This is a genomic window from Pseudomonas brassicacearum (assembly GCF_003732265.1).
Lineage (GTDB): Bacteria > Pseudomonadota > Gammaproteobacteria > Pseudomonadales > Pseudomonadaceae > Aquipseudomonas > Aquipseudomonas brassicacearum_D.
The window spans coordinates 590,623-613,277 of sequence record NZ_MOBK01000002.1 but is presented as its reverse complement, the minus strand read 5'-3'; the positions used below and the strand labels follow the sequence as shown (position 1 = coordinate 613,277).

Genomic DNA, 22,655 nt, shown 5'->3' with positions numbered 1-22,655 from the left:
TCGCGAAGGCGGTGTGACAGTCAACATCATCGCTGAATGACACACCGCCTTCGCGAGCAAGCCCGCTCCCACATTTGTTATGGGTGTTCTTCAGGATCGGGTTTGGCCAGCAAGGTGTAGATGCACGGCAACACGAACAAGGTAAACAATGTCCCGATCGACATCCCCGTCGCAATCACCGTCCCGATATCAAACCGGCTCACCGCCCCCGCGCCGGTGGCAATGATCAACGGCACCATGCCAAACACCATCGCTGCCGTGGTCATCAGCACAGGACGAAGCCGGATCGCCGCCGCTTCCTCCACCGCTTCGCGAGCCGTCAGGCCTTTTTCCTTGCGCAGCAGGTTGGCGAACTCGACGATCAGGATCCCGTGCTTGCTGATCAGCCCGATCAGCGTCACCAGCCCGACCTGGGTATAAATGTTCATGCTCGACCAGCCGAGGAACAGCGGGATCAACGCCCCGCAAATCGACAGCGGCACGGTCACCAGAATCACCAGCGGGTCGCGAAAGCTTTCAAACTGCGCAGCCAGCACCAGGAAGATGATTGCCAGGGCCAGGGCAAAGGTGACCCACAACGCACTGCCTTCCTGAACGTATTGCCGTGATGCGCCGGCGTAATCGACGGCGAAGCCCGCCGGGGCTTCTTCCCGGGCGATCTGCCGCACGGTGTCGAGGGCTTCGCCCATGCTGACCAGCGGCACCCCGGAAAGGATGGCCGAGTTGAGTTGCTGGAACTGGTTCAGCTGTCGCGGTCGCGCCCGGTCGGTGACGGTGATCAGGGTCGACAGGGCCAGCAATTGGCCCTTGTTGTTCTTCACGTAATAGTTGTTCAGCCAGTCCGGGTTATCCCGGAAGGGGCGTTCGACCTGCGCGATGACCTTGTAACTGCGGCCCTCGATGGTGAAGCGGTTGATTTCCGCCTCACCCAGCAACGTCGCCAGGGTTCCGCCCAGGTCTTGCATGGACACGCCCATCTGCGCGGCTTTGGCGCGGTCGATATCGACCACCACTTCCGGTTTGTCGAAGGCCAGGTCGACGTCGACGAAGGCGAACTTGCCCGACTCCATGGCACGTTTTTTTACCCGGTCCATGACCTGTAGCAGCTGATCGTAATCTTTGGCCGTGTTGATCACGAACTGAAACGGCAGGCCTTCGCCGGTACCGGGCAGGGAGGGCAGGTTGAAGCCAAAGATCTGCAACCCGGCAATGCTCTCCAGTTTGCGCTGGACCTCGGGCAGAATCGCCATCTGTGTGCGGTCGCGTTCATTCCACGGTTTGAGCAGGAAACCGCCAATCCCCGATTGCACGCCGTTGAACCCATTGATCTGGAACGAGGAGTAGTACTCGGGAAATTCCTTGAAAATGGTGATGAATTCGTCGGTGTAGGTGTTCAGGTAATCGAGGTTGGCCGGTTGCGGGGCGTTGGCCAACATGAAAATGATGCCCTGGTCCTCGTCGGGTGCCAGCTCCGACTTGGTGAACTTGAGCAGCACCGGAATCAGGCAAAGCACGATCACCGCAAACACCAGCACCACCGGCCGGGTGTTCAGGGTGCCGTGCAGCAGGCTTTGGTAACGACGCTTGAGGCCTTCGAAAATCAGGTCCAAGCGGTGGGCGAGGCCGCTGGGATTTTCGTCGTGGCGCAGCAAAAAGGCGCACATCATCGGCGACAGTGTCAGCGCAACTACGCCGGAGATCACCACCGCCCCGGCCAGTGTCAGGGCGAATTCCTTGAACAGCGCCCCGGTCAGCCCGGTCAAAAAACCGATCGGTGCATAGACCGCCGCCAGCGTGATGGTCATCGAGACCACCGGCATCGCAATTTCCCGGGCGCCCTCGATGGCCGCGTCAAAAGGCGTCTTGCCTTCCTCGATGTGGCGGTGAATGTTCTCCACCACCACGATCGCATCGTCCACCACCAGCCCGATGGCCAGCACCATCGCCAGCAGCGTCAGCAGGTTGATCGAGTAACCCATCATCTGCATGAAGAACATCACGCCGATCATCGACAACGGAATGGTCACCACCGGAATCACCACCGACCGCAGCGCCCCGAGAAACAGGAACACCACGACGATGACGATCAGCACCGCTTCGAACAGGGTTTTCACTACTTCATCGATCGAGGCCTGGATGAACAGCGTGGCGTCGTAGGCGATTTCACCCTTGAGGTTCGGCGGCAGCTGGGCTTCCAGCTCCGGCATGATCTTGCGCACTTCCTTGATCACGTCCAGCGGGTTGGCGCCCGGCGTGGCCTTGATGCCGATGTACACCGAGGGGGTGCCACCGAAGGAACTGATGGTGTCGTAGTTTTCCGCGCCCATTTCCACCCGCGCGACATCGCTGAGCAGCACGCGGCTGTCACCGTCGACCTTGAGCGGAATCGCGGCAAAGGCTTCGGCGGATTTGAGCTCGGTGTTGGCGTTGATGCTGGTGACGACGTATTCGCCTTTCACTTCGCCGGCGGCGGAGAGGAAGTTGTACTGGCGGACCGCGTTGGTCACGTCGCTGGCGCTGAGGCCGAAACCGGCCAGCTTCATCGGGTCCAGCCACAGGCGCATGGCAAACACCTGATTGCCGAGAATCTCGGCTTCGGCCATGCCGGGCAGGGTGGCCAGTTTGGGCTGGATGACCCGCGACAGGTAATCGGTGATCTGCGGGTTGCTCAGCTCCTTGCTGAAGAAACTGATGTACATGAGCGCCGAGGCATCGGCCGCTTCCTTGCTCAGCACCGGGTCTTCGGCGTCCTGAGGCAACTGGTTCTTGACCTCGTTGGCCTTGGCCAGCAGCTCGGTAAACAAGCGGTCGCTGTTGGAACCGATACGCGCGTAGATCGAGATCACCGAGAAGTTCTGGCGACTGACCGACGTCATGTAGTCGATACCCTCGGCGCTGGCCAGGCTCTGCTGCATCGGTTGGGTGATGTAGCCCTGGATGGTTTCGGCATTGGCCCCGGGGTACGCCGTGGTCACTGTGATCAGGGCGTTTTCCATTTGCGGGTATTGGCGCAGCGGCAGCTTGCTCCAGGCCTGGAAGCCCAGCAGCACAATCAACAGGCTGACCACGGTCGCGAGGACCGGGCGGCGGATGAACGGGTCGGTAAAAGCCATGGGGATTCCTTGATCAGTCCGCGCGTGGCTGACTGTTCTTCTCGGCTAGGGTCTTGTCGTCGCTGATCGCGATGTGCGCACCGTTGTCCAGTTTGATCTGGCCGGCCGTGACCACTTTTTCGCCGTTCTGCACACCTTTGGTAATCATCACCAGCCCATCGCGGCGTTCGCCGGTTTCGATGAAGCGCCGTTCGGCGATCAGGATCGGTTGGCCCTTGTCGTCTTTTTCCAGGCTGCCGTCTTCGGCTTTTTTCTGTGCAACGACGTAGATCGAGTTGCCGTACAGCGTGTAGGTGATTGCGCTTTCCGGCACGACGATGCGCGGCTGTGGGTCGGGCAACAACACCTGCAGGCTGGCGAACATCCCCGGCAGCAACGTGCCGTCAGGATTGGCCAGGGTCGCGCGGACCTGGACGTTGCGCGTGCTGTTTTCGACTTTCGGGTTGATCGCACTGATGGTGCCGGGGAAGGTGCGTGTCGGGTAGGCCGCGACAATCACCTGCACCGGTTGGCCGAGGGCGATCTTCGGGATCGACTGCTCGGGCACGAAGAAGTCTACATAGAGGCTGCTGAGGTCTTGCAGGGTGGCAATCATGGTGCCGGTGGCGACATAGTCACCGACGTCCACCTGACGAATGCCGATGGTCCCGCTGAAGGGGGCGGCGATGCTCTTTTTGCTCAGCGCAGCCCTGAGCTGATTGACCGTGGCCTTGCTCTTTTTCTGCACCGCTGACAGTCGGTCGAATTCACCTTTGGAAATCGCCTGGCTGCCGACCAGTTGGCTACCGCGACCGTAATCGAGTTGCGCCAGCCCGAGGTCGGCCAGCGCCGTTTCCAGCAAGGCACTTTCCACGGCGCTGTCGAGTCGCAACAGGGGTTGACCGGCCTTGACCTTCTGCCCTGACTCGAACTGTAAATCGACGACGGTGCCGTCGGTCTCCAGGCTCAGGTCCACGCCCTGCAACGCCTTGAGCGTGCCCACGGTGGGCAGGCGGGCTTGCCACGGCCGTTCGGTGGCGGTGGCCACGGCAACACTGATCGGCGGTTTTGGCGCGGAGAAGCCTTGAATCATCGTGTAGATGGAGAAGGCTTTATAACCGGCCAGGACCAGCACGATCAGCAGAACAACACCCAACATGATCAGCATGCGGCGACGCAGCATATTTCCAGTTCCTTGGAGAAAATCAGGTGAGACAGGGAGGCACATTACTCCGAGTGCGCGGGTGATTCCAACTGACACATTTCACAGTCAGGCAATAGAGGGACTGAATGCAAACCTGTGGCGAGGGGGCTTGCCCCCGTTCGGCTGCGAAGCAGTCGTCATACAGTTGCACGCGGTGTACCTGATACACCGCCACCGCCGTTTTTTGGGGCCGCTTCGCGACCCAACGGGGGCAAGCCCCCTCGCCACAGGGCAAGCCCACCACCAAGGGGCGGTCAGATGAGATGCAGGTGGTTGTCCCAAAGCCCCGCCGGAAGCTCCAGCGGTTTTGCAACCAGAGTTGTCTGGCGGCAATCGTAGTAGCGGCAGCGGCCCTGGCCCGAGGTCACGACAAAACCGTCGGCCACGGCGCCGACCCCGGCGCAATCGGGCAGTGGCGCATCCAGGCGCACTTCGCCGCTGTCCAGGTCCCAGATGAAAAAGCGATTGCCCCGTGGTGCGGTCAACGCCACCAGGCGCAGTTCGCTGTGCACTGCGACGCTGGCGGTGTAATGCCCCATCGCCTGCAACTGATGCTCGGGCACCGGAAACGCCACGAACGGCTGGCCGGGACGCTTGATCGCCAGCAGCTCCGACGACTCATGGGAGGGCCCCATGAATTGCTGACCGGCAACGATGGTGCCGTCGCTGGCGATCCCCAGATGTCGCACGCTGTTCATCTGCTGGGCGAGGGTTTCCTTGCTCAATAGCGTGCCGTCGCGTTGCATCAGCACCAGGCTCGGTTCCATGGCGTTGAGGTTCATCTCGACCCGGCTTTCGGCTTCGGTGCGAATGCCACCGTTGGCCACCACCAGGGTTTCGCCATCGGGCATCCACGACACTTGATGCGGGCCGATGCCATGGGTGGAAATCTCACCGCCGTGCACCAGCCGCTCACCTTCGAACTTATACACACCAAGCAAGCCACGGCCTGGATCGGACGTATCGTTCTCGGTCGCGTACAGCCAGTCGCCGCTCTTGTGAATCACCGCGTGCCCGTAGAAATGCCGGTTCGGCAGCGAGGCCACGGTTTGCAGCAGCGTGCCGTCACGCAAGTCGATCAGGTAGCTCTCGGTGCCCGGACGACGGGCGACGAACAGTGCGATCGGCAGCGTCGGGTGGTTGATGATGTCGTGGCAGCGCTGGGCGACCTGGGTGGCGAACACCCGGGTGCCGTCCAGCCGATAACCGACGGCGTAATGCTTGCCGTCGGTGTCGTCCCGCGCCGACAGCAGCAGCGGGCTTTTGTCCTTTTGCTTGAACAGCGTCCAACCGCCCAGTGTCACTGCTCCCAGCAGCAAGCTACCTAAAGTCAGAGCCTGACGTCGCAGCATGGCACTTGTCCTCATCAGTCACCGTCGTTGGCGTTGAAGCCCAGTTGAATGCCCAGCGCCTTGGCCAGTTCGCCTTCGTGCAGGCGATGGACAACGTTGAGGCTGTCGTAGAGATCGTTGAGTTGCTGGCGACCGGCATCGTCGTTGAGCATTTCGGTCAGCGAGCGCTGGTTGCTGGCGAACAGTTTCAGCGAGGCGGCGTAGGCAGCATCGATCTTGTCGGCCAACGGTTTCTGGTCGCTCGGCAACAGACCGCGCAGGCCTTTGTTGTCGACGCCTTCCCACACGGTTTTGGCCGCGGCGAGGCTGGCTTCGAGACCGGTGAGGGACGACTGGCTGCGCCATGCATCGGCCTGGAACGGCTGCGGCACGCCCTTGCTCTGGCGGCCCATTGGCGTGCCAAGTTTTTTCTTCAGGGTGTCGATGGCGGTGACCTGCACACGCAGCAAATCAGCAATGGCTTCATGGGAATCGGCGTAGCGCTGGTTCGGGAATTTGCTCATTTGCGCGAGCATGCCGTCGGTGTTGTTCCAGCTTTGCAGAATCTCTTCGGCCAGTTGTTTCTGACGCTCGCCAATGGCTTTCAGCAATGGGCAGTATTTGGCTTTCTGCGCATCGTTGGCCACGTCCGGCTTGCTGTCGAACAGGATGTATTCATAGGCCGAGAGGCCCTGAACCACCACGCTGGACTTGGCCAGGGCGGTGGCATCGATCTGCGGCTGCGCGGTGACCAATTGCTCGACCTGACGGCCGACCAGGTTCTTCTTGTCCGGCCAGAATTGCACCTGCCACGAACGGTTGCCCTCGGCCAGCGGCCCGATCAGCAGCGGTTGCAGCTCGGCCCAGGCTTTCTGCGCGTGCAGGAAGTCGGCGCGGGCGGTGTCGAGGTTTTCCTTGCCTTCGCAGTAGGCGAGGGCGCTGACGGCCAATTGGCGGTCGGCTTCAACCCAGCGGGTGTAGGTCGGCAGGATCACCGATTTGGCGATGGCAGCCGACGTCACGGCTTGCGGGTCCTGCGGTGAGCAGGCGCCCAGTGCGAGTGCGGCAAGGCTGGTGAACAACAATTTGGGGCGGAACATGTCGGGCTCCCGATTCTTTATGTTTAAAGAGAATTCAAAAACGCCAGCAACGCAGTGCGCTGCTCGGCATTGAAAGACAAAACCTGTTGCTGCGCGGCCTGAGCTTCGCCGCCATGCCAGAGCACGGCTTCGAGCAGATTGCGCGCGCGGCCATCATGCAAAAACTGGGTGTGGCCACTGACCGCTTGCGTCAGGCCGATGCCCCACAACGGCGGGGTGCGCCAGTCGCGGCCACTGGCCTGGAATTCGGTGCGGTTGTCGGCCAGGCCGTCGCCCATGTCATGCAGCAGCAGATCGCTGTACGGGCGAATCACTTGATTGGCCAGTTCAGGTTCGGCGGCGTTGGCGGCGGTGGTGTATTTCGGCGTGTGGCAGGATTGGCATCCGGCCTGGAAAAACAGGTTTTTGCCGGCCAGCACTTCGGGCGCGCTGACATCGCGGCGGGCCGGCACGGCAAGGTTTCGGCTGTAAAACAGCACCAGGCGCAGGATGTTGTCGCTGACTTCCGGCTCGCCATCAGGGCCGGTGCCATTCGGCGCCTGTTTGCAGGCGGTTTGCGCGTCGGTGCAGTCGTCAAACGGCCTCAGGCGGGTGGTCAGGCCCATGTCGCCAGAAAACGCATGCACATTCTGTTGATTGAGGTTCGGTTGCCCGGCTTTCCAGCCAAATCGGCCGAGGACGGTTTTCTGTTGGACGTCATCCCAGACCCGGTTCGGGCGTCCGGCGATGCCGTTTTTGTCCTTCGCCTGCGCTTCGGCATTGGCCAGGATCGCCGCGTCGGGGATTGCTTCAAGCAAACCCAGGCCAATCATCGGCGGGGCGACTCGCGCCGAGAACCGGGTATCCGGGTGCATCGGGCCGTAGCCCAGTTGGGTGGTGTTCAGGCTCGGCTTGCGCAGTTCGACTTCGGTACCGTCCTTGAAACGCACGGGGACGGGCGTGTAATCGACACGCACCTTGCCTTCCGGCGCAACGCCCGGCACGGCCATGTCCTGGAACTGGCCGCCATAGACCGGTTCCGGCACGACGCCGAGCTGCTCGATGACCTTGGCATAGGCGGGCGCGTTGGGAATGGACAGGCGGACCAGCATCGACACCGCATTCGGTGCGTCAGGCGGTGGCGGATGGCCGCGACCGTCCTTGATGTGGCAGCCCTGGCAGGCGTTGGTATTGAACAGCGGGCCGAGGCCGTCGCGGGCGGTGGTCGTCGACGGCGCGATCACCCAGGGGCTGCGGAAGAAACTGTTGCCGACGCTGAAGTCCACACGCCGTGACGGCGGCAGGTTGGCGGACGGCAGGGAAAACGCGTTCTGATCAGTCTTGCGCACGGTCGCGCTGCCACCGGACCGGGCTTCACCGGGTTCGGCCTTGGTAAAACGCGGGGCGTCATCGCAGGCACTCAGGCCCAGGGCCAGTAACAGTGCGGACAAGCGAAGAGGCAGCGGGGGCATCAGACATCCTGCGGACGGGCGAAAATAAAGGCGCAAAGTCTAACAGGGCAGGGGAGTTTGAATAAGAGGAATTATCGTTTACTTGATGTGGGGCAAGGTTTGACTTGAGACCGAGTCGCGGCCATCGCGGGCAAGCCACGCTCCCACAGGTTCTGCGCCGTCCCCTGTGGGAGCGAGCCTGCTCGCGAAGGGGCCGTGTCAGTCAACACAGGGGCTGAATATGAAATCGCCTTCGCGAGCAGGCTCCCACAGGGGGATTGCATTCAGGCAGGTATGAAAAAGGCGACCCTTAGGTCGCCTTCTTGTGCCGCCAGCGTTGATCAGAACTCGTGATCAGCGTTGTCCGGGTTCAGGTCGCTAATGCCCAGTTTGCCAGCGGCAGCTTCGATCGAACCGGTCTGCTTGACCAGCGAAGCGATCGCGTCACGCACGATCTGGTTGCCAGCGGTGTTGCCGGCGGCGATCAACTGGTCGTAGTGCTCACCCTTGTTGGCGTGGTCAACCATGACCTGGATCTTGGCTTCGGTAGCGGCCAGATCAGCTTTCAGCGCGGTGTCGGCAGCCGGGTCGGCCTTGGCCACCAGGGAGGACAGGCTGGCGCCGGTCATTTTGGTGCCGTCGACGCGGGTGTATTCGCCCAGGTACACGTTACGAATGCCTTTGGCATCGTAGAAGTGCGAGTTGTGGGTGTTGTCGCTGAAGCAATCCTGTTCGTCTTCCGGGGAGTTGGCTTCCAGGGACACCTTCATGCGCTCGCCCGCCAGTTCGCCCAGGGACAGGCTGCCCATGCCGAACAGCATTTTGCGCAGGCCGGTATCCACCGGTTCGGCTTCCAGGGTGGCGCGGTAGTTGTCGGCCACGTTCGGCTTCCAGTTACCGACCATTTCTTCCAGGTCGCTGACCAGCAGTTGGGTCACGGATTTCAGGTAAGCGCGGCGACGATCGTTGTGACCGCCAGTAGCGCCTTTGCCTTCCAGGTAATCGGAAGCAGGACGGTTGCCAGCGCCTGGGCCGGTGCCGTTCAGGTCCTGGCCCCACAGCAGGAATTCGATGGCGTGGTAGCCGGTCGCAACGTTGGCCTCGGAACCGCCCAGCTCGTTCAGGCTGGCGAGTTTTTCCGGGGTGATGTCTTTCACGTCGACCTTGTCTTCGCCGACCTGGACTTCAGTGTTGGCGATGATGTTGGCGGCGGCGCCGGGGTTACCCAGGGCGTGCTCGTAGGATTTGTCGACGTAGTCGATCAGGCCTTCGTCCAGTGGCCAGGCGTTAACCTGACCTTCCCAATCGTCGATGATGGTGTTGCCGAAGCGGAACACTTCGCTCTGCAGGTAAGGCACGCGGGCAGCGACCCAGGCAGCCTTGGCGGCTTTCAGGGTGTCGGCGTTCGGCTTGGCGAGGAAGGCGTCGACGGCGGTTTGCAGGGTTTTCGCGGTGGATTCGGCATCGCTGTAAACGGCGAAGACGATGTCGGCGTAATGCGCGACAACGGCTTTGGCGGCCGCTTCATCGACTTTGCTGGTCGCGGCTGGGGCAGTCGCTGGCGCAGCAGCGGTGCTGGCGGCCGGAGTCGGCGCTGGCGCGGCGGCGGACTTGTCTTTGCCTTCGCCACAACCGGCGAGGGAAATAGCGATGGCCAACAGACTGGCGGTAGCCAGAGGCATACGAATCATGGCGAACATCCTGCTTCGAGAGGGGGTGGAAGGCGCTTCACACGCGCAAAACTGCGACATAATGCAAATCTTTCGCATTCTGTGTAAAGGGTGCAGGTGGAAATATTTCTTATTCACGCAGCGCAGAACCTGTAGCTGTGTGGCGAGCTCAGGACTGCGTTGTTTTAGAGGATGGCCGCGTTACTGCGCTGGGCCTGTTTCAGATAGGCGCTCAATTCACGGGCCGGCAGTGGCTTGCTGTAGTGGTAGCCCTGACCTTCGTGGCAGCCTTCGGAGATGATGTAGGCCTCTTGCTCGGCGGTCTCCACGCCTTCGGCAATCACCTGCATGCCGAGGCTCTTGCCCAGCTGGATGATCGCGCGAACGATGGTTGCATCGTCGTCGTCATCGAGCAGGTCCTGCACGAAGCTCTTGTCGATCTTGATCTTGTCCAATGGCAGGCTTTTCAGATAACTCAGTGACGAATAGCCGGTACCGAAGTCATCAATGGCGATCAACGCGCCGGAGCGACGCAGGCTCAGCAGGTGTTGGGCGGCGGTGCTGATGTCTTCCATCAGGCCGGTTTCGGTCACTTCCAGTTCCAGGCTGCGTGGTGGCAGTCGGTACATTTGCATCAGGTTGTTCACCACACGCGGCAACTCGGCGTGGTGCAGTTGCACGGTCGACAGGTTCACCGCCATGCGCAGGTCGGGGAAGCCTTGATCGTGCCAGTCGCGCAATTGTTTGCAGGCCTGATCCAGCACCCATTCGCCGATGGCAATGATGGTGCCGTTCTGCTCGGCCAGCGGGATGAACAGGTCCGGCGGCACCAGGCCATGTTCGGGATGCTGCCAGCGAATTAGTGCTTCGACGCCCACCACCCGGTGGTCGCGGTAGCTGATCTGTGGCTGGTAGACGAGGTAGAACTGATCGCGGGCCAGGGCATCGCGCAGGTCTTTTTCCAGTTCGCGACGGCGGCGCATCTCGGTGTCGACGCTGGCGATGTAGAACTGATAACGATTGCGCGAGCGGGTTTTGGCCAGGGTCATGGTCTGCTCGGCTTTTTGCAGCAACTTCTCGGTGCTGTCACCGTCCTCGGGGAACAGGGTGATGCCGATGGTCGCGCGCAGGCGGATTTCCTGATGGTCGAGGGCAAACGCCGCTTCCAGATCATCGAGGATGCTTTGCGCCAGTTCGGCGGCTTCATAGGGTTGTTCGATATCGGCCTGGACCAGGGCGAACTGGTCGCCACCGAGACGGGCGAGGGCGCCGAGGCGGCCACTGTGAGCGCGCAGCCTGTCAGCCAACGCCAGCAGCAATTGGTCGCCGGTCTGGTAGCTGAACTGCTCGTTGATACCTTTGAAATCGTCCAGACCTACCACCAATACCGCGACCCGACGCTGCAATTTGCCGGCGTCGACCAGGATCTTGTCCAGTTGGTGCTGCAATTGCTGGCGGTTGGGCAGGCCGGTCAGGAAGTCGTACTGGGCCATGCGCAACAGGCTGTTTTCTGCCTCGTGGCGCAGGTGGGTGTTGCGTTCGATGGATTCGAGCAGTTGGTTGGCGGTGTTGATCCAGATGCCCAATTCGTTCTTTTCGTGGCCCTTGAGTTGCGGAATCTTGTGTTCACTGGGGCGATCCGGGTTGATTTCGGTCAGGTGTTCGATGATCCGCGACAGCGGTTTGGTCAGCAGCCAGTGGTAGACCAGGTACAGCACCAGGCCCATGGCCATGGCGCGCAACACGCCGGAAATGAAGATGATCACCGAGCTGACGATGAACCCTTGGCCGTAGGTGGCGGTGTCGAGGGTGATGCTCAGGTCGCCGTAATATTCGCTGTAAGGGCCACGACCCACCAGTTGGGTGGTGAAGGTGCGTTCCTTGCCGAGGATCAGGTCGGTCAGCCAGCGACTGTTGGAATGCTGCAATTCGCGGGTTTTTTGCGCGAGCATGGCTTCGTTGGGGTGGCCGATGGAGGCCTGGCGCACGGCGTCGTCCTGGAACAGGCCTTCGATCACTTGCATGCCCATTTCCCGGTCCAGGCTGTAGACGGCCTGGGTCGACGGGTCGCGGAACATGTCGAGGATGCGCTCGGCATCGTTGGCCACGGCCTGGCGTGTCTTGTAGGCGTCGAAAACGATTTGCGCACAGCTCAAGACCACGCCGACGATCAATGCCGACAGGAGCACGACCCGGAGCAACTTCACCGACAAGCTGTTCTTGAGTTCCAGCTTCAAAGGGTTATTCCTTGTTCCGTGCGGGTAGCATCAAGTTGCCATGAGTATTGGCAATCCCGTGTTGGCAGTCAAAGGGACATTTATTCACAGGGGATTTTGCCTGTGGGGTTGGCCGATTTGCTGTTGTCCGGGGTTTTTGTTCTATTTTTACTGTGTCGGTAGTTGGGTCCTTCAACTTGAGGGGATTGGGATAATTTTTCCTTCTCGGTTGATGGTAGCCGGCTATGGCGTTGGGGCAAGGGGGTTCGGGCTGGTTTCATTGTCAGCAATTGACCTGTTTTCCGCGGATGTGCATATTCCAAATGTGGGAGCGGGCTTGCTCGCGAAGGCGGCCTGGTAGCCGACCATTCTCTGCCCTGGTGTACATATCCATTTCTGCGGTAACGGCCACTTATGGTTTCGCTCTTACAGCGAGTCCCTTTTGGCAAACGCCCCAAAAGGAACCAAAAGGTCTCGCCCCGAGCGTCCGGCCCCTCGCTAAGGCTCGGCGTTCCTTCGTTCCGGTATCCATCCGGGGACACTGCCCTCCGGTTGGCTTCGCTGCACCTACATGCAGCGTGTTCGACTGCGTCGAACGGCGCTGCGCGCCACTCCCCGGATGCACACCTCCACTCAGCCTCCCGAGGGGGCGGGTGAATCAAGATCAAGAGCTGCAGGCGAGCTAACGCTCGGCCTGATGAGTGGTGAGAAGCGGTGGGGGTACGCTGACTGATCGTTCCCGCGCTTCGCGTTCCATTTTTGTGTGTTTAAAGATGTGTAAAAAACACAGCGCTTTCCCACGCATTTTTCAGGTTGTCGGGTAGGAAGCCTTGTCTCTAACCTCTGGCTGTCGCTGAAAACTCAGCGACCGGGTGTGAGAGCCCGGGAACAGATATGTATGAATCTAGCGCCAGTATCACCATAATTGCCGCCAGCTTTTGGCTGCCTGCAATGCTCTATGGCGGCTGTGTGCGGGCGGACTTCGGTCCGGCCGGTTCTCTGTTCGCGGTTTTCTCACCCTGCACATAGCTGCCACCACTTTCCATGTGAGAAATGGCAAGTGATGGCTTCCAAAATGAACAGGGAAATTCAGATGAACAAAGTAGTCCCCGATCCACCCGTCGACACCACTCCTGACGCTGAAACCACTGAAGCCGAAGCACTCCTGCGAGACCGCGAAGCCATAAAACGCGCCCTCGACTACTACCTAGATCCCCCGTCCCAATACACCGAAAAACCCCGCCGCCCCAGCACGATGTACATGATTGCCCCGAACATGGACACCGAAAGCCTCCTGGCCCAGGCCTGCGAGTCACTGGCCTCTGCCAGCGTCATGACCAGCGATTTCGCCACGAACCTGACCGGCCCGCAGCGCAACACGGTGTTGGCGATCCAGCAGATCATCATGCTGGCGGAGTTGGCGGTGAACCGGGCCTTGGATAACGTCGATCCGGCGTAGACCGCGTTATCGTTCTTCGCGAGCAGGCTCGCTCCCACAGGTTTTGCGTCGTACACCAATACTGTGCTCACCGCAGATCCACTGTGGGAGCGAGCCTGCTCGCGAAGGCGTCCGAATAGTCGACACATTTCTCCAGGCAATAAAAAACCCGGCATAAAAGCCGGGTTTTTTGTCTGGCATCGATCTTAAGCGGTGAAGGTTTTGCCTTCGAACTGCTCAGCCACGAATTTCCAGTTGACCAGGTTCCAGAACGCTTCAACGTACTTCGGACGCAGGTTGCGGTAGTCGATGTAGTAAGCGTGTTCCCAGACGTCGCAGGTCAGCAGCGGGGTGTCGCCGCTGGTCAGCGGGTTGCCGGCGCCGATGGTGCTGGCCAGGGCCAGGGAACCGTCAGCCTTTTTCACCAGCCAGCCCCAACCGGAACCGAAGGTGCCGATGGAAGTCTTGCTGAATTCTTCCTTGAACTTGTCGAACGAACCGAACGCAGCGTTGATGGCTTCAGCCAGTGCGCCGGTAGGTTGACCGCCGGCGTTTGGCGCCAGGCAGTTCCAGTAGAAAGTGTGGTTCCAGACTTGAGCGGCGTTGTTGAAGATGCCGCCCGAGGAAGATTTAACGATTTCTTCCAGGGTCTTGCCTTCGAACTCGGTGCCTGGCACCAGGTTGTTCAGGTTCACGACGTAGGTGTTGTGGTGCTTGTCGTGGTGGTATTCCAGAGTTTCCTTGGAAATGTGCGGCTGCAGGGCATCGTGTGCGTAAGGCAGCGGCGGCAATTCGAAAGCCATGATGATTCTCCTAATCAGGTCAGTTGCGGTGAGCGCAAGGCCGATCACGGGCGGCCAGACAAGCGCCGGGGAGTTTGTACTCTTTGCGGCGCATCGGATCGGATCATAGCACCGGGGGTGCGGCATAACCACGCAACAACTGTGTGGAATAGAGGTTCCAGAGCCTTTTGGAATAATCAGGGGGTGACGATTAATTGAAAGGCCACTGCAAACATCATCACCGCCACCAGCAGGTCGAGAATCCGCCAGGTGCTGGGCCGCGCGAGCCACGGCGCCAACCACGCCGCGCCCAGCGCCAGGGTGAAGAACCACAACAACGAAGCACTGGCCGCGCCCACCACGTAAGCGCCGGGCTCTGTTTGCTGGGCACCGAGGGAGCCAATCAGCAACACCGTGTCCAGATAAACGTGCGGGTTGAGCAATGTCACCGCCAGCGCGCTGAGCATCACCGCACGCAGTGAGCGCACAGTCTGGTTTTCACCCTGTTGCAGGCTCTGTTTCGAAAATGCCCTGCGCAGTGCCTGGCTGCCGTACCAAATCAGAAACACCGCGCCGCCCCAGCGGGCAACCGCCAGCAAGGTCGGGTTATGCGCCAGTACCGTGGCGAGGCCGAACACTCCGGCGGCCACGAGCAAGGCATCGCAAACGACGCACAGTGCCGCCACCGGCAGGTGATGTTCGCGACGAAGACTTTGCGCCAGCACAAACGCATTCTGCGTGCCGATCGCCATGATCAGCCCGGCGGCCACCAACAGCCCGTTCACATAGCTTTGCCACATAAGGTTTACTCCGCGTTGGCTGCCAGGTCCCGCAGCACGTTCAGTGCGCGTTCGGCGTCGGCCTGACCGACAAACAAGTGATCGTGGTAGTAGCCGGCGATCACGTTGCAGCTGATGCCGGCCTTGCCCAATGCGGTGGCGAAGGCGGCGGTCAGGCCGACGGCTTCCAGCGCCGAATGCACGTTCAGGGTGATCCAGGCCGCGACGTAGTCGAAACTGAAACCGGCCTGTTCGGCGTGGGAACGTTCAAGGATCACGGTCAGGCCTTCCTGCTCGCGAAAGCTGCCGACGATCTCGAGGCCCGCAGGCAGTTGGCCATCGCGCAGGGTGCAGAACACGTATTCGCCGGCGTTGAGCTGCGGGCTCATGCTGCGCAGCAGGGTTGCCAATGAAGTTTCGCCAGCCATGTCGGATTCCTTGATGAAGAGATTCTTGTTGAAGAGATCTTGGTGGGCATTCTCCGCTGCTAACCTGTATAAGAAAAACCAATCATGCTGATCGCTCATTAGGAAAACTGATGTTCGACTATAAATTACTCTCTGCGTTGGCCGCCGTGGTCGAGCAGGCCGGTTTTGAACGAGCCGCGCAGGTGCTCGGCCTGTCGCAATCGGCGATCTCCCAGCGGATCAAACTGCTGGAAGCGCGGGTCGGCCAACCGGTGCTGGTGCGGGTGACGCCGCCGGCGCCGACGGAGATTGGCCGGCGCCTGCTCAACCATGTGCAGCAAGTGCGGTTGCTGGAGCGCGACTTGCAAACCCTGGTGCCGGCGCTGGACGAAGAAGGCCTGCCGGAGCGCCTGCGCATTGCGTTGAATGCCGACAGCCTCGCCACATGGTGGGCGCAAGCGGTGGGTGACTTTTGCGCCGAACAACATCTGTTGCTGGATCTGGTGGTCGAAGACCAGACCGTCGGCCTCAAACGCATGCGTGCCGGCGAAGTGGCGGCGTGTGTCTGCGCCAGTGAGCGCCCGGTGGCGGGGGCCCGCAGCGTTTTGCTGGGGGCCATGCGTTATCGGGCGTTGGCCAGCCCGGCGTTTATCGCGCGCCATTTCCCGGAAGGCGTTCGTGCCGATCAACTGGCGAAAACCCCGGCACTGGTGTTTGGCCCGGACGATTTCCTGCAGCATCGCTACCTCGCCTCCCTCGGGGTCGACGGCGGTTTCGAGCACCATTTATGCCCCTCGTCTGAAGGCTTCATTCGCTTGACCGAGGCCGGTCTCGGCTGGGGGCTGGTGCCGGAATTACAAGTGCGCGAGCAACTGGAACGCGGTGTATTGCAGGAGCTTTTGCCAGATAAGCCCATCGATGTGCCGCTGTACTGGCATCATTGGCGCAATGGCGGTCAGCTTCTGGGGTTGTTGACCGATCAATTGGTGCGTTCGTCGAAGCAATGGCTGGTGCCTTGGACACAGCCGTAAGCGTCAAGCTGCAAGCGGCAAGTGAAGCGCTTGCGGATCGTTTTTAACTTGCAGCTTGTGGCTTGAAGCTCACCGCTGCATTTGTGGAGCACTACATGAAAATTCTGGTCACCGGCGCAAGCGGCTTCATTGGCGGGCGCTTTGCGCGTTTTGCCCTGGAGCAGGGCCTGGACGTGCGGGTCAACGGTCGCCGGGCCGAAAGCGTCGAACACCTGGTGCGCCGTGGCGCCGAGTTCATTCAGGGCGACTTGAGCGACCCGGAACTGGCGCGCGACCTGTGTTCAGACGTCGAAGCCGTGGTCCATTGCGCGGGGGCGGTGGGGCTGTGGGGGCGTTATCAGGACTTTCATCAGGGCAACGTCCAGGTCACCGAAAACGTGGTTGAAGCCTGCCTGAAACAGCGGGTTCGGCGGTTGGTGCACCTGTCGTCGCCGTCGATCTACTTCGATGGCCGTGATCATCTGGGTTTGACCGAAGAACAAGTGCCCAAGCGCTTCAAGCATCCCTACGCGGCCACCAAGTTCCTCGCCGAGCAAAAAGTCTTCGGCGCCCAGGAATTCGGCCTCGAAACCCTGGCCCTGCGCCCGCGCTTCGTCACGGGCGCGGGTGACATGAGCATCTTCCCGCGCCTGCTGAAAATGCAGCGCAAGGGACGCTTGGCGATCATCGGCAATGGCCTGAACAAGGTCGACTTCACCAGTGTGCAAAACCTCAACGAAGCGTTGCTCAGCAGTTTGCTCGCCAGCGGCTCGGCCTTGGGCAAGGCCTACAACATCAGTAACGGCACGCCGATTCCGTTGTGGGACGTGGTCAATTACGTCATGCGCAACATGCAAGTCCCACAGGTGACGCGCTACCGTTCCTACGGTCTGGGTTATTCCGTCGCGGCACTCAATGAAGGGGTGTGCAAGTTGTGGCCGGGGCGTCCCGAGCCGACTTTGTCGCGACTGGGCATGCAGGTGATGAACAAAAATTTCACCCTGGACATCAGTCGCGCCCGGCATTATCTGGACTACGATCCGAAAGTCAGTGTCTGGGCCGCCCTCGATGAATTTTGCAGTTGGTGGAAGGCCCAGGACATCCACTGAGGTGCCAGGACCTGCCTGCCCGCGCTGAACCGAGTGGGGTGTAGAGAGTCAATCGGTGCGGCAGTGGGGGTTATACTCGCCGCATAAAGCCATCACCGCGTTCCACAAAGGTTGACTCAATGTCCATGCGTAACGATGCCAACGACGATTTCGATGATGTACCGAGCCTGCGCGCCGACATCCTTGACGATGATGATTTTCCGCCCACCACGCGTACCAGCGTGCATTCGCGTCCGGCGCCGGTGGTGAAGGTCAAAGGCGCCAGCACCGGCCCGCTGTGGGCATTGGTCGGCGCGTTGTTTTTTGCGTTTGCGGGCCTGGCCTGGTGGAGTTTTCAGCAGATTTCGTTGATGGAGCAACAACTGGTCGCGACCCAGGAAAGTTTCGCGCGCATCAGTGAGGAAGCGGCGGGGCGCTTGCAGGACATTTCCGGCAAGGTCGTCGCCAGCCAGACCAACGTCACCAGCGACAGCGAAGCGCTGAAACTGCAAATCAAGGACCTGGAAACCAAACTGCTGGACCAGAGCAAACAGCAGCAGGGCGTCGTCGGTCAGACCACCGATCTGGACAAGCGCCTGGCGCAGATGACCGCGCAAACCAGCGATCTGGATAAACGTCTGGCGCAGCTTGCCGCCCAGAGCACCGAGCATCAGACGGCCAATACTCAGTTGCAGGCGCAGCTCAAAGCCTTGAGCACCGAGTTGACCGCCCTGAAAAGCGCCCCGGACGACAGCAGCAAGTTCGACGCACAGCTAAAAAGCCTCGGCGCCGATATCGTCGCGCTGAAAAAACAAGGCAACCCGAGCGCCGCGATCGAGCGTCTAGAACAAGACATGATCGTGCTCAAAAGCGAGCAGGACAACCGCCCGGCCGCCGCGCCAAGCGCCGGCAACACCGCTGAGTTCGACGCGTTCCGCGGCCAGGTCACCCGCAACATCAACACCCTGCAGGCGCAGATCCAGAACCTGCAACAGCAACTCCGCGCCCGGGGGCAATAGCCTAGGGGTTGCTGCGTACCTGTGGCGAGGGGGGGTGCCTGTGGCGAGGGGGCTTGCCCCCGTTGGGTGGCGAAGCCACCCCAAAACCATCCACCGCAGTTCTTCAGTTAAATCGCGGTGCCTCGTTTACGACTGCTGCGCAGCCGAGCGGGAGCAAGCCCCCTCGCCACAGACAAGCCCTCTAGCCACATAACCACCATTTGCCACAGTGTTTCTGCATGTTGGTGAATCCTCGTACATCTCCCATAGCCGTCTACGCTCTTGAAACACCGACAAGAACGAGGAATGCGCTATGGGGGTTCTGCACAAACTGGCCTTATTGGGCGGGATGCTGTTGCTGTGCGTGGGGCAGGTTCACGCCGCCACGGCGGAAAAGGACGACAGCCAGGCGGCCAAAGCCTTGCTGGAAAAGGCCCTGGCTTACTACCACGAGAATGGCGACAAGGCTTTCGCGGCGTTCAGCCGTCAGGGCGAGTTTGTCGACAAGGACCGCTACGTGTTCGTGGTCGACACCAAGGGCGTGATGCTCGCCAGCGGCGGGCCGTCGGCGGCGTTGATCGGGCGGGACGTCACCGAGACCCTCGGGCCGGACTTGCAAAAAGCCTTCAAGGACGCCTTGAAAGTGCCGGAAGGCAATGGCATCCAGCAGGCGGAATACCGCTGGCAGAACTGGTCTGATGGCAAGGTCGAGCGCAAACATGTGTTCTATCAGCGCGTCGGCCAGCGGATTCTGGCGGTCGGTTACTACCTGCCACGGGCGTCGGCGGAACAGGCCATGGCGCTGCTGAACAAAGCCGCGACCGACCTGGCCAAGGACGAGAAGGGCACGCTGACCGCGATCAATTCCCTCAAGGGCGGTTACTTGCAGGATGACCTGTATGTGTTCGTGGTCGACCTGGACACTAAGCGCTACGTGGCCCACGGCACCAACCTGCGGTTGATCAACACCGATTTCAGCAAGATCAATGACCCGGATGGCAAACCGGTGGGTGAGCCGATCCTGGCGTTGATGGCCAAGCAGGATTATGGCGAATACGCCTATCGCTGGAAAAACCCGGTGACCGGCAAGGTTGAGGACAAGCATGCCTACCTGAAGAAGGTCGGGCATTTTCTGGTGGCTGTCGGGTATTACAGCCCTTGAATCTTCGGTGCCGGTAATGGCCCCTTCGCGAGCAAGCCCGCTCCCACATTTAACCGAGATCCTGCATGAGAATGCGGTGGAATGTGGGAGCGGGCTTGCTCGCGAATGCAGGCGACTCGGTCTAACTACCGAACCTTGTCTTCCCGCCCCCGCAACAACATATTCGGCATCGCCACCGCCGCCGCCAGCCCCAGCAACGACACCGCCGCACTCACCATCAACAAATGCCTGAACGTCAGCAGCAACTCCGCGCGCAAGGCGTTTTGCGCATCGCCTGGCGCGGCGTTCAAACCGTCGAGCAAGACATTCCCCGAACTGCCCTCGACAATCAGCGACGAACCGGCAATGTGCGCGAAGCTCGAATCCTGCAACAACGCCAGCAGCAGCGCCGACATCAACGCCACCCCCACCGCGCCGCCCAGGGAGCGGAACAGGTTGGTGGTGCTGGTGGCGACGCCGATGTCGCGCTGTTCCACCGAGTTCTGTGTGCCGACCAGTGACGTCGGGAATTGCATGCCGCTGGCGATCCCGCACAACAACATGAACAGACTGCTGAGCACAAACGCCTGAGGCGGGCTGAACGCCATGCCCAGAATCGCCATCGGCATCAGCGCCGCGCCGGTCAGGATCATCGGTTTATAGCGCCCGGTCACCGAAGTCCGGCGCCCGGCAAAGTAGGCGCCAATCGGCAAACCCATCGCCAGCGGCAGCAGGTGCAGCGCGGCGCTGTCCGCCCCGGCGCCGGTGACGCTCTGGAAGCGCAACGGCATCAGCACGATCAGCGAGATCGCCTGGAAACTGGTAAAGAAAATCGTGCACCAGCAAAAAATCGCGTTGCGGTTGGCGAACAGATGCATCGGCAGCAATGGCTCCCGCGCCCGACGCTCATGCCAGACAAACACCCCAAGAACCACCACCGCGCCGGCAAACAGCCCCAGCACTTGCGCGCTGCGCCACGAATGACCCTGACCGACCTGCGTGATGCCCAGCAACAACGCGGTCAAGCCGATGATCATCAGCAACGTGCCGAGGTAGTCGATGACCGGTTTGCGCTGCGGCACCGGCAGCCCCACCAGCGTGCGATTGGCCACCACCCAGGCACCCAGGCCCAGCGGCAGATTGATCAAGAACACCCAGCGCCACGACAAATACTCGGTCATGTAGCCGCCCAGCACCGGGCCGGCCACGCTGGCCACCGCGTACATGCTGCTGAAATAACCCTGATATCGACCGCGTTCCCGGGGCGGGACGATGTCGCCGATGATCGCCTGACTGACCGAAATCATCCCGCCGGCACCGATGCCCTGGATGATCCGCGCAAGCACCAGTTGCTCCATGCTCTGGGCCATGCCGCAGAACAGCGAGGCGAGGGTGAACAGCCCCATGCCGAATAGCATCAGCTTGCGCCGACCATACAAATCGCCGAGCTTGCCGTAGATCGGCACTGCCACCGTCATCGCCACCATGTACCCGGAAATCACCCAGGCCAGCAGGCTGACGTCCTTGAACTGGGCGGAAATCGCCGGCATAGAGACGGCGACAATGGTCTGGTCCAGCGCACCGAGAAAAATCGCCAGCATCAGGGCGATCAGCACGCTGCGAATGGCCGGTTTGGGCGTGTCAGGCTGGTTGAGATTGGTCACGGTAAAACCTGCGGGCAGTAATGGACCCGCAAGTGGCAAGGCGAGCGGGGATGCTCGCCAGTGTAAGTCGATAGCAAGCTATTCGATAGCCTCGTACGGAAGCCCGACGTAATTTTCTGCAATGGTTTTTCTGCCCGCTTCGGAGCCGACAAAGTAGTCCAGCTCCGACTCGCTGATGCGCTGACTGAAGGCGTCATGGTCGTCGAAGCGGTGCAGCATCGAGGTCATCCACCAGGAAAACCGCTCGGCTTTCCACACGCGGCGCAGGCAGATTTCGGAGTATTTCTCCAGCAAATCCACGCGTCCTTCCCGATAGACCTTCAACAGAATATTGAACAGCGTGCTGACGTCACTGGCGGCCAGGTTCAGGCCCTTGGCGCCGGTGGGCGGGACGATGTGCGCCGCGTCGCCGACCAGGAACATCCGCCCGAATTGCATCGGTTCAACGACAAAACTGCGCAACGGCGCGATGCTTTTTTCGATGGACGGGCCGGTGACCAGTGAGGCTGCCAACGCTGGCGGCAGGCGCAATTTCAACTCATCCCAGAAACGCTGATCCGACCAGTCCTGCACCTGATCCTCGGCCGGCACCTGAAGGTAATACCGGGTGCGGGTTGCCGAGCGCATGCTGCACAGGGCAAAACCGCGCTCGTGGCGGGCGTACACCAGCTCTTCGTGCACCGGCGGCGTGTCGGCAAGAATGCCCAGCCAGCCAAACGGATAGACCCGCTCGAACACCTTGAGGCAGTCATCGGGGATCGATTGGCGCGCCACCCCATGGAAGCCATCGCACCCGGCGATGTAGTCGCAATCGAGGCGATACGTCTCGCCATCCTTTTCAAAGGTGACGAAAGGTTCTGCGCTTTTCATCCCGTGCGGCTTGACGTTGGCGGCCTCGTAAATCGTCTGCGCGCCGGCCTCCCGACGAGCGGCCATCAGGTCGCGGGTGACCTCGGTCTGGCCATACACCACCACGGTTTTGCCGCCGGTCAATGCCTGCAGATCGATGTGTACCTGACGGCCGTCGAGCGCCAGTTCGAAGCCGCTGTGCACCAGCCCTTCGGCGTCCATGCGTCGGCCTACGCCGGCCTGACGCAACAGCTCTACCATGCCTTGTTCAAGGACCCCGGCACGGATTCGCCCGAGCACATAATCCGGGCTCTGGCGTTCAAGAATGAGGGTGTCGATGCCGGCGTTGTGCAGCAATTGGCCGAGCAGTAAACCGGCAGGACCGGCGCCAATGATGGCGATTTGAGTTTTCAGCGTTTTCATTGTTGTTCTGACTCGCAAGCTCCACGCGACCAT

At 60.9% G+C, this 22,655-nt stretch carries 17 protein-coding genes; 5 read left to right on the top strand and 12 right to left on the bottom strand.

The window, feature by feature from the left end; genetic code table 11:
* Positions 1-77: 77 nt before the first annotated feature.
* From BK660_RS09045 to BK660_RS09005, 7 genes are all read right to left on the bottom strand, one after another.
* Positions 78-3,113 (bottom strand): multidrug efflux RND transporter permease subunit, encoded by a 3,036-nt coding sequence (locus tag BK660_RS09045; protein WP_123433020.1) that lies wholly within the window; start codon positions 3,111-3,113, stop codon positions 78-80.
* A gap of 13 nt (positions 3,114-3,126) precedes the next feature.
* Positions 3,127-4,275 carry an efflux RND transporter periplasmic adaptor subunit gene (locus BK660_RS09040; protein ID WP_123433019.1) on the bottom strand — a complete coding sequence of 383 codons (1,149 nt, stop codon included), beginning with the start codon at positions 4,273-4,275 and terminating at the stop codon, positions 3,127-3,129.
* A gap of 275 nt (positions 4,276-4,550) precedes the next feature.
* Positions 4,551-5,648, bottom strand: coding sequence for a DUF1513 domain-containing protein (locus BK660_RS09030; RefSeq protein ID WP_123433018.1), 1,098 nt, complete (start codon positions 5,646-5,648; stop codon positions 4,551-4,553).
* 14 nt (positions 5,649-5,662) lie between these two features.
* On the bottom strand, positions 5,663-6,727 hold the full coding sequence (locus BK660_RS09025) for an imelysin family protein (protein ID WP_123433017.1): 1,065 nt from the start codon (positions 6,725-6,727) through the stop codon (positions 5,663-5,665).
* A 23-nt stretch (positions 6,728-6,750) separates the two neighbouring features.
* Positions 6,751-8,178 carry a di-heme oxidoreductase family protein gene (locus BK660_RS09020; protein ID WP_123433016.1) on the bottom strand — a complete coding sequence of 476 codons (1,428 nt, stop codon included), beginning with the start codon at positions 8,176-8,178 and terminating at the stop codon, positions 6,751-6,753.
* Between the two features lie 320 nt (positions 8,179-8,498).
* Positions 8,499-9,848 carry an imelysin family protein gene (locus tag BK660_RS09010; protein WP_123433015.1) on the bottom strand — a complete coding sequence of 450 codons (1,350 nt, stop codon included), beginning with the start codon at positions 9,846-9,848 and terminating at the stop codon, positions 8,499-8,501.
* Positions 9,849-10,012: 164 nt separating this feature from the next.
* Positions 10,013-12,064 (bottom strand): putative bifunctional diguanylate cyclase/phosphodiesterase, encoded by a 2,052-nt coding sequence (locus BK660_RS09005; protein ID WP_123433014.1) that lies wholly within the window; start codon positions 12,062-12,064, stop codon positions 10,013-10,015.
* A gap of 1,072 nt (positions 12,065-13,136) precedes the next feature.
* Here BK660_RS09005 and BK660_RS08995 point away from each other — a divergent pair.
* Positions 13,137-13,502: a DUF6124 family protein gene (locus tag BK660_RS08995; protein ID WP_123433013.1), complete on the top strand. Its 366-nt coding sequence runs from the start codon at positions 13,137-13,139 to the stop codon at positions 13,500-13,502.
* A 185-nt stretch (positions 13,503-13,687) separates the two neighbouring features.
* Here BK660_RS08995 and BK660_RS08990 read toward each other — a convergent pair whose 3' ends face one another.
* The 3 genes from BK660_RS08990 to BK660_RS08980 all read right to left on the bottom strand — a co-directional run bounded on the left by BK660_RS08990 (position 13,688) and on the right by BK660_RS08980 (position 15,470).
* Positions 13,688-14,284, bottom strand: a complete 597-nt coding sequence (locus tag BK660_RS08990) for a superoxide dismutase (protein ID WP_017340540.1) — start codon at positions 14,282-14,284, stop codon at positions 13,688-13,690.
* A 176-nt stretch (positions 14,285-14,460) separates the two neighbouring features.
* Positions 14,461-15,063, bottom strand: a complete 603-nt coding sequence (locus BK660_RS08985) for a LysE/ArgO family amino acid transporter (protein WP_123433012.1) — start codon at positions 15,061-15,063, stop codon at positions 14,461-14,463.
* Positions 15,064-15,068: 5 nt separating this feature from the next.
* Entirely contained in the window at positions 15,069-15,470 is a 402-nt protein-coding gene (locus tag BK660_RS08980; protein WP_123433011.1) for an ACT domain-containing protein, read from the bottom strand.
* 110 nt (positions 15,471-15,580) lie between these two features.
* On the opposite strand from BK660_RS08980, the gene BK660_RS08975 reads away from it, so the two are divergent.
* The 4 genes from BK660_RS08975 to BK660_RS08960 all read left to right on the top strand — a co-directional run bounded on the left by BK660_RS08975 (position 15,581) and on the right by BK660_RS08960 (position 19,707).
* Entirely contained in the window at positions 15,581-16,480 is a 900-nt protein-coding gene (locus tag BK660_RS08975; RefSeq protein ID WP_123433010.1) for a LysR family transcriptional regulator ArgP, read from the top strand.
* Between the two features lie 95 nt (positions 16,481-16,575).
* Positions 16,576-17,568 carry an NAD-dependent epimerase/dehydratase family protein gene (locus BK660_RS08970; protein WP_123433009.1) on the top strand — a complete coding sequence of 331 codons (993 nt, stop codon included), beginning with the start codon at positions 16,576-16,578 and terminating at the stop codon, positions 17,566-17,568.
* A gap of 119 nt (positions 17,569-17,687) precedes the next feature.
* Positions 17,688-18,566: a coiled-coil domain-containing protein gene (locus tag BK660_RS08965; RefSeq protein WP_123433008.1), complete on the top strand. Its 879-nt coding sequence runs from the start codon at positions 17,688-17,690 to the stop codon at positions 18,564-18,566.
* 292 nt (positions 18,567-18,858) lie between these two features.
* A complete protein-coding gene (locus BK660_RS08960) occupies positions 18,859-19,707 on the top strand; it encodes a cache domain-containing protein (RefSeq protein ID WP_123433007.1) in 849 nt (282 codons plus the stop codon).
* Positions 19,708-19,832: 125 nt separating this feature from the next.
* Here the strand turns inward: BK660_RS08960 and BK660_RS08950 are convergent, their stop codons facing one another.
* Both BK660_RS08950 and pobA read right to left on the bottom strand, forming a co-directional pair.
* Positions 19,833-21,350, bottom strand: coding sequence for an MDR family MFS transporter (locus BK660_RS08950; RefSeq protein WP_123433005.1), 1,518 nt, complete (start codon positions 21,348-21,350; stop codon positions 19,833-19,835).
* A gap of 78 nt (positions 21,351-21,428) precedes the next feature.
* On the bottom strand, positions 21,429-22,613 hold the full coding sequence (gene pobA, locus BK660_RS08945) for a 4-hydroxybenzoate 3-monooxygenase (protein WP_185045039.1): 1,185 nt from the start codon (positions 22,611-22,613) through the stop codon (positions 21,429-21,431).
* Positions 22,614-22,655 lie beyond the last annotated feature (42 nt).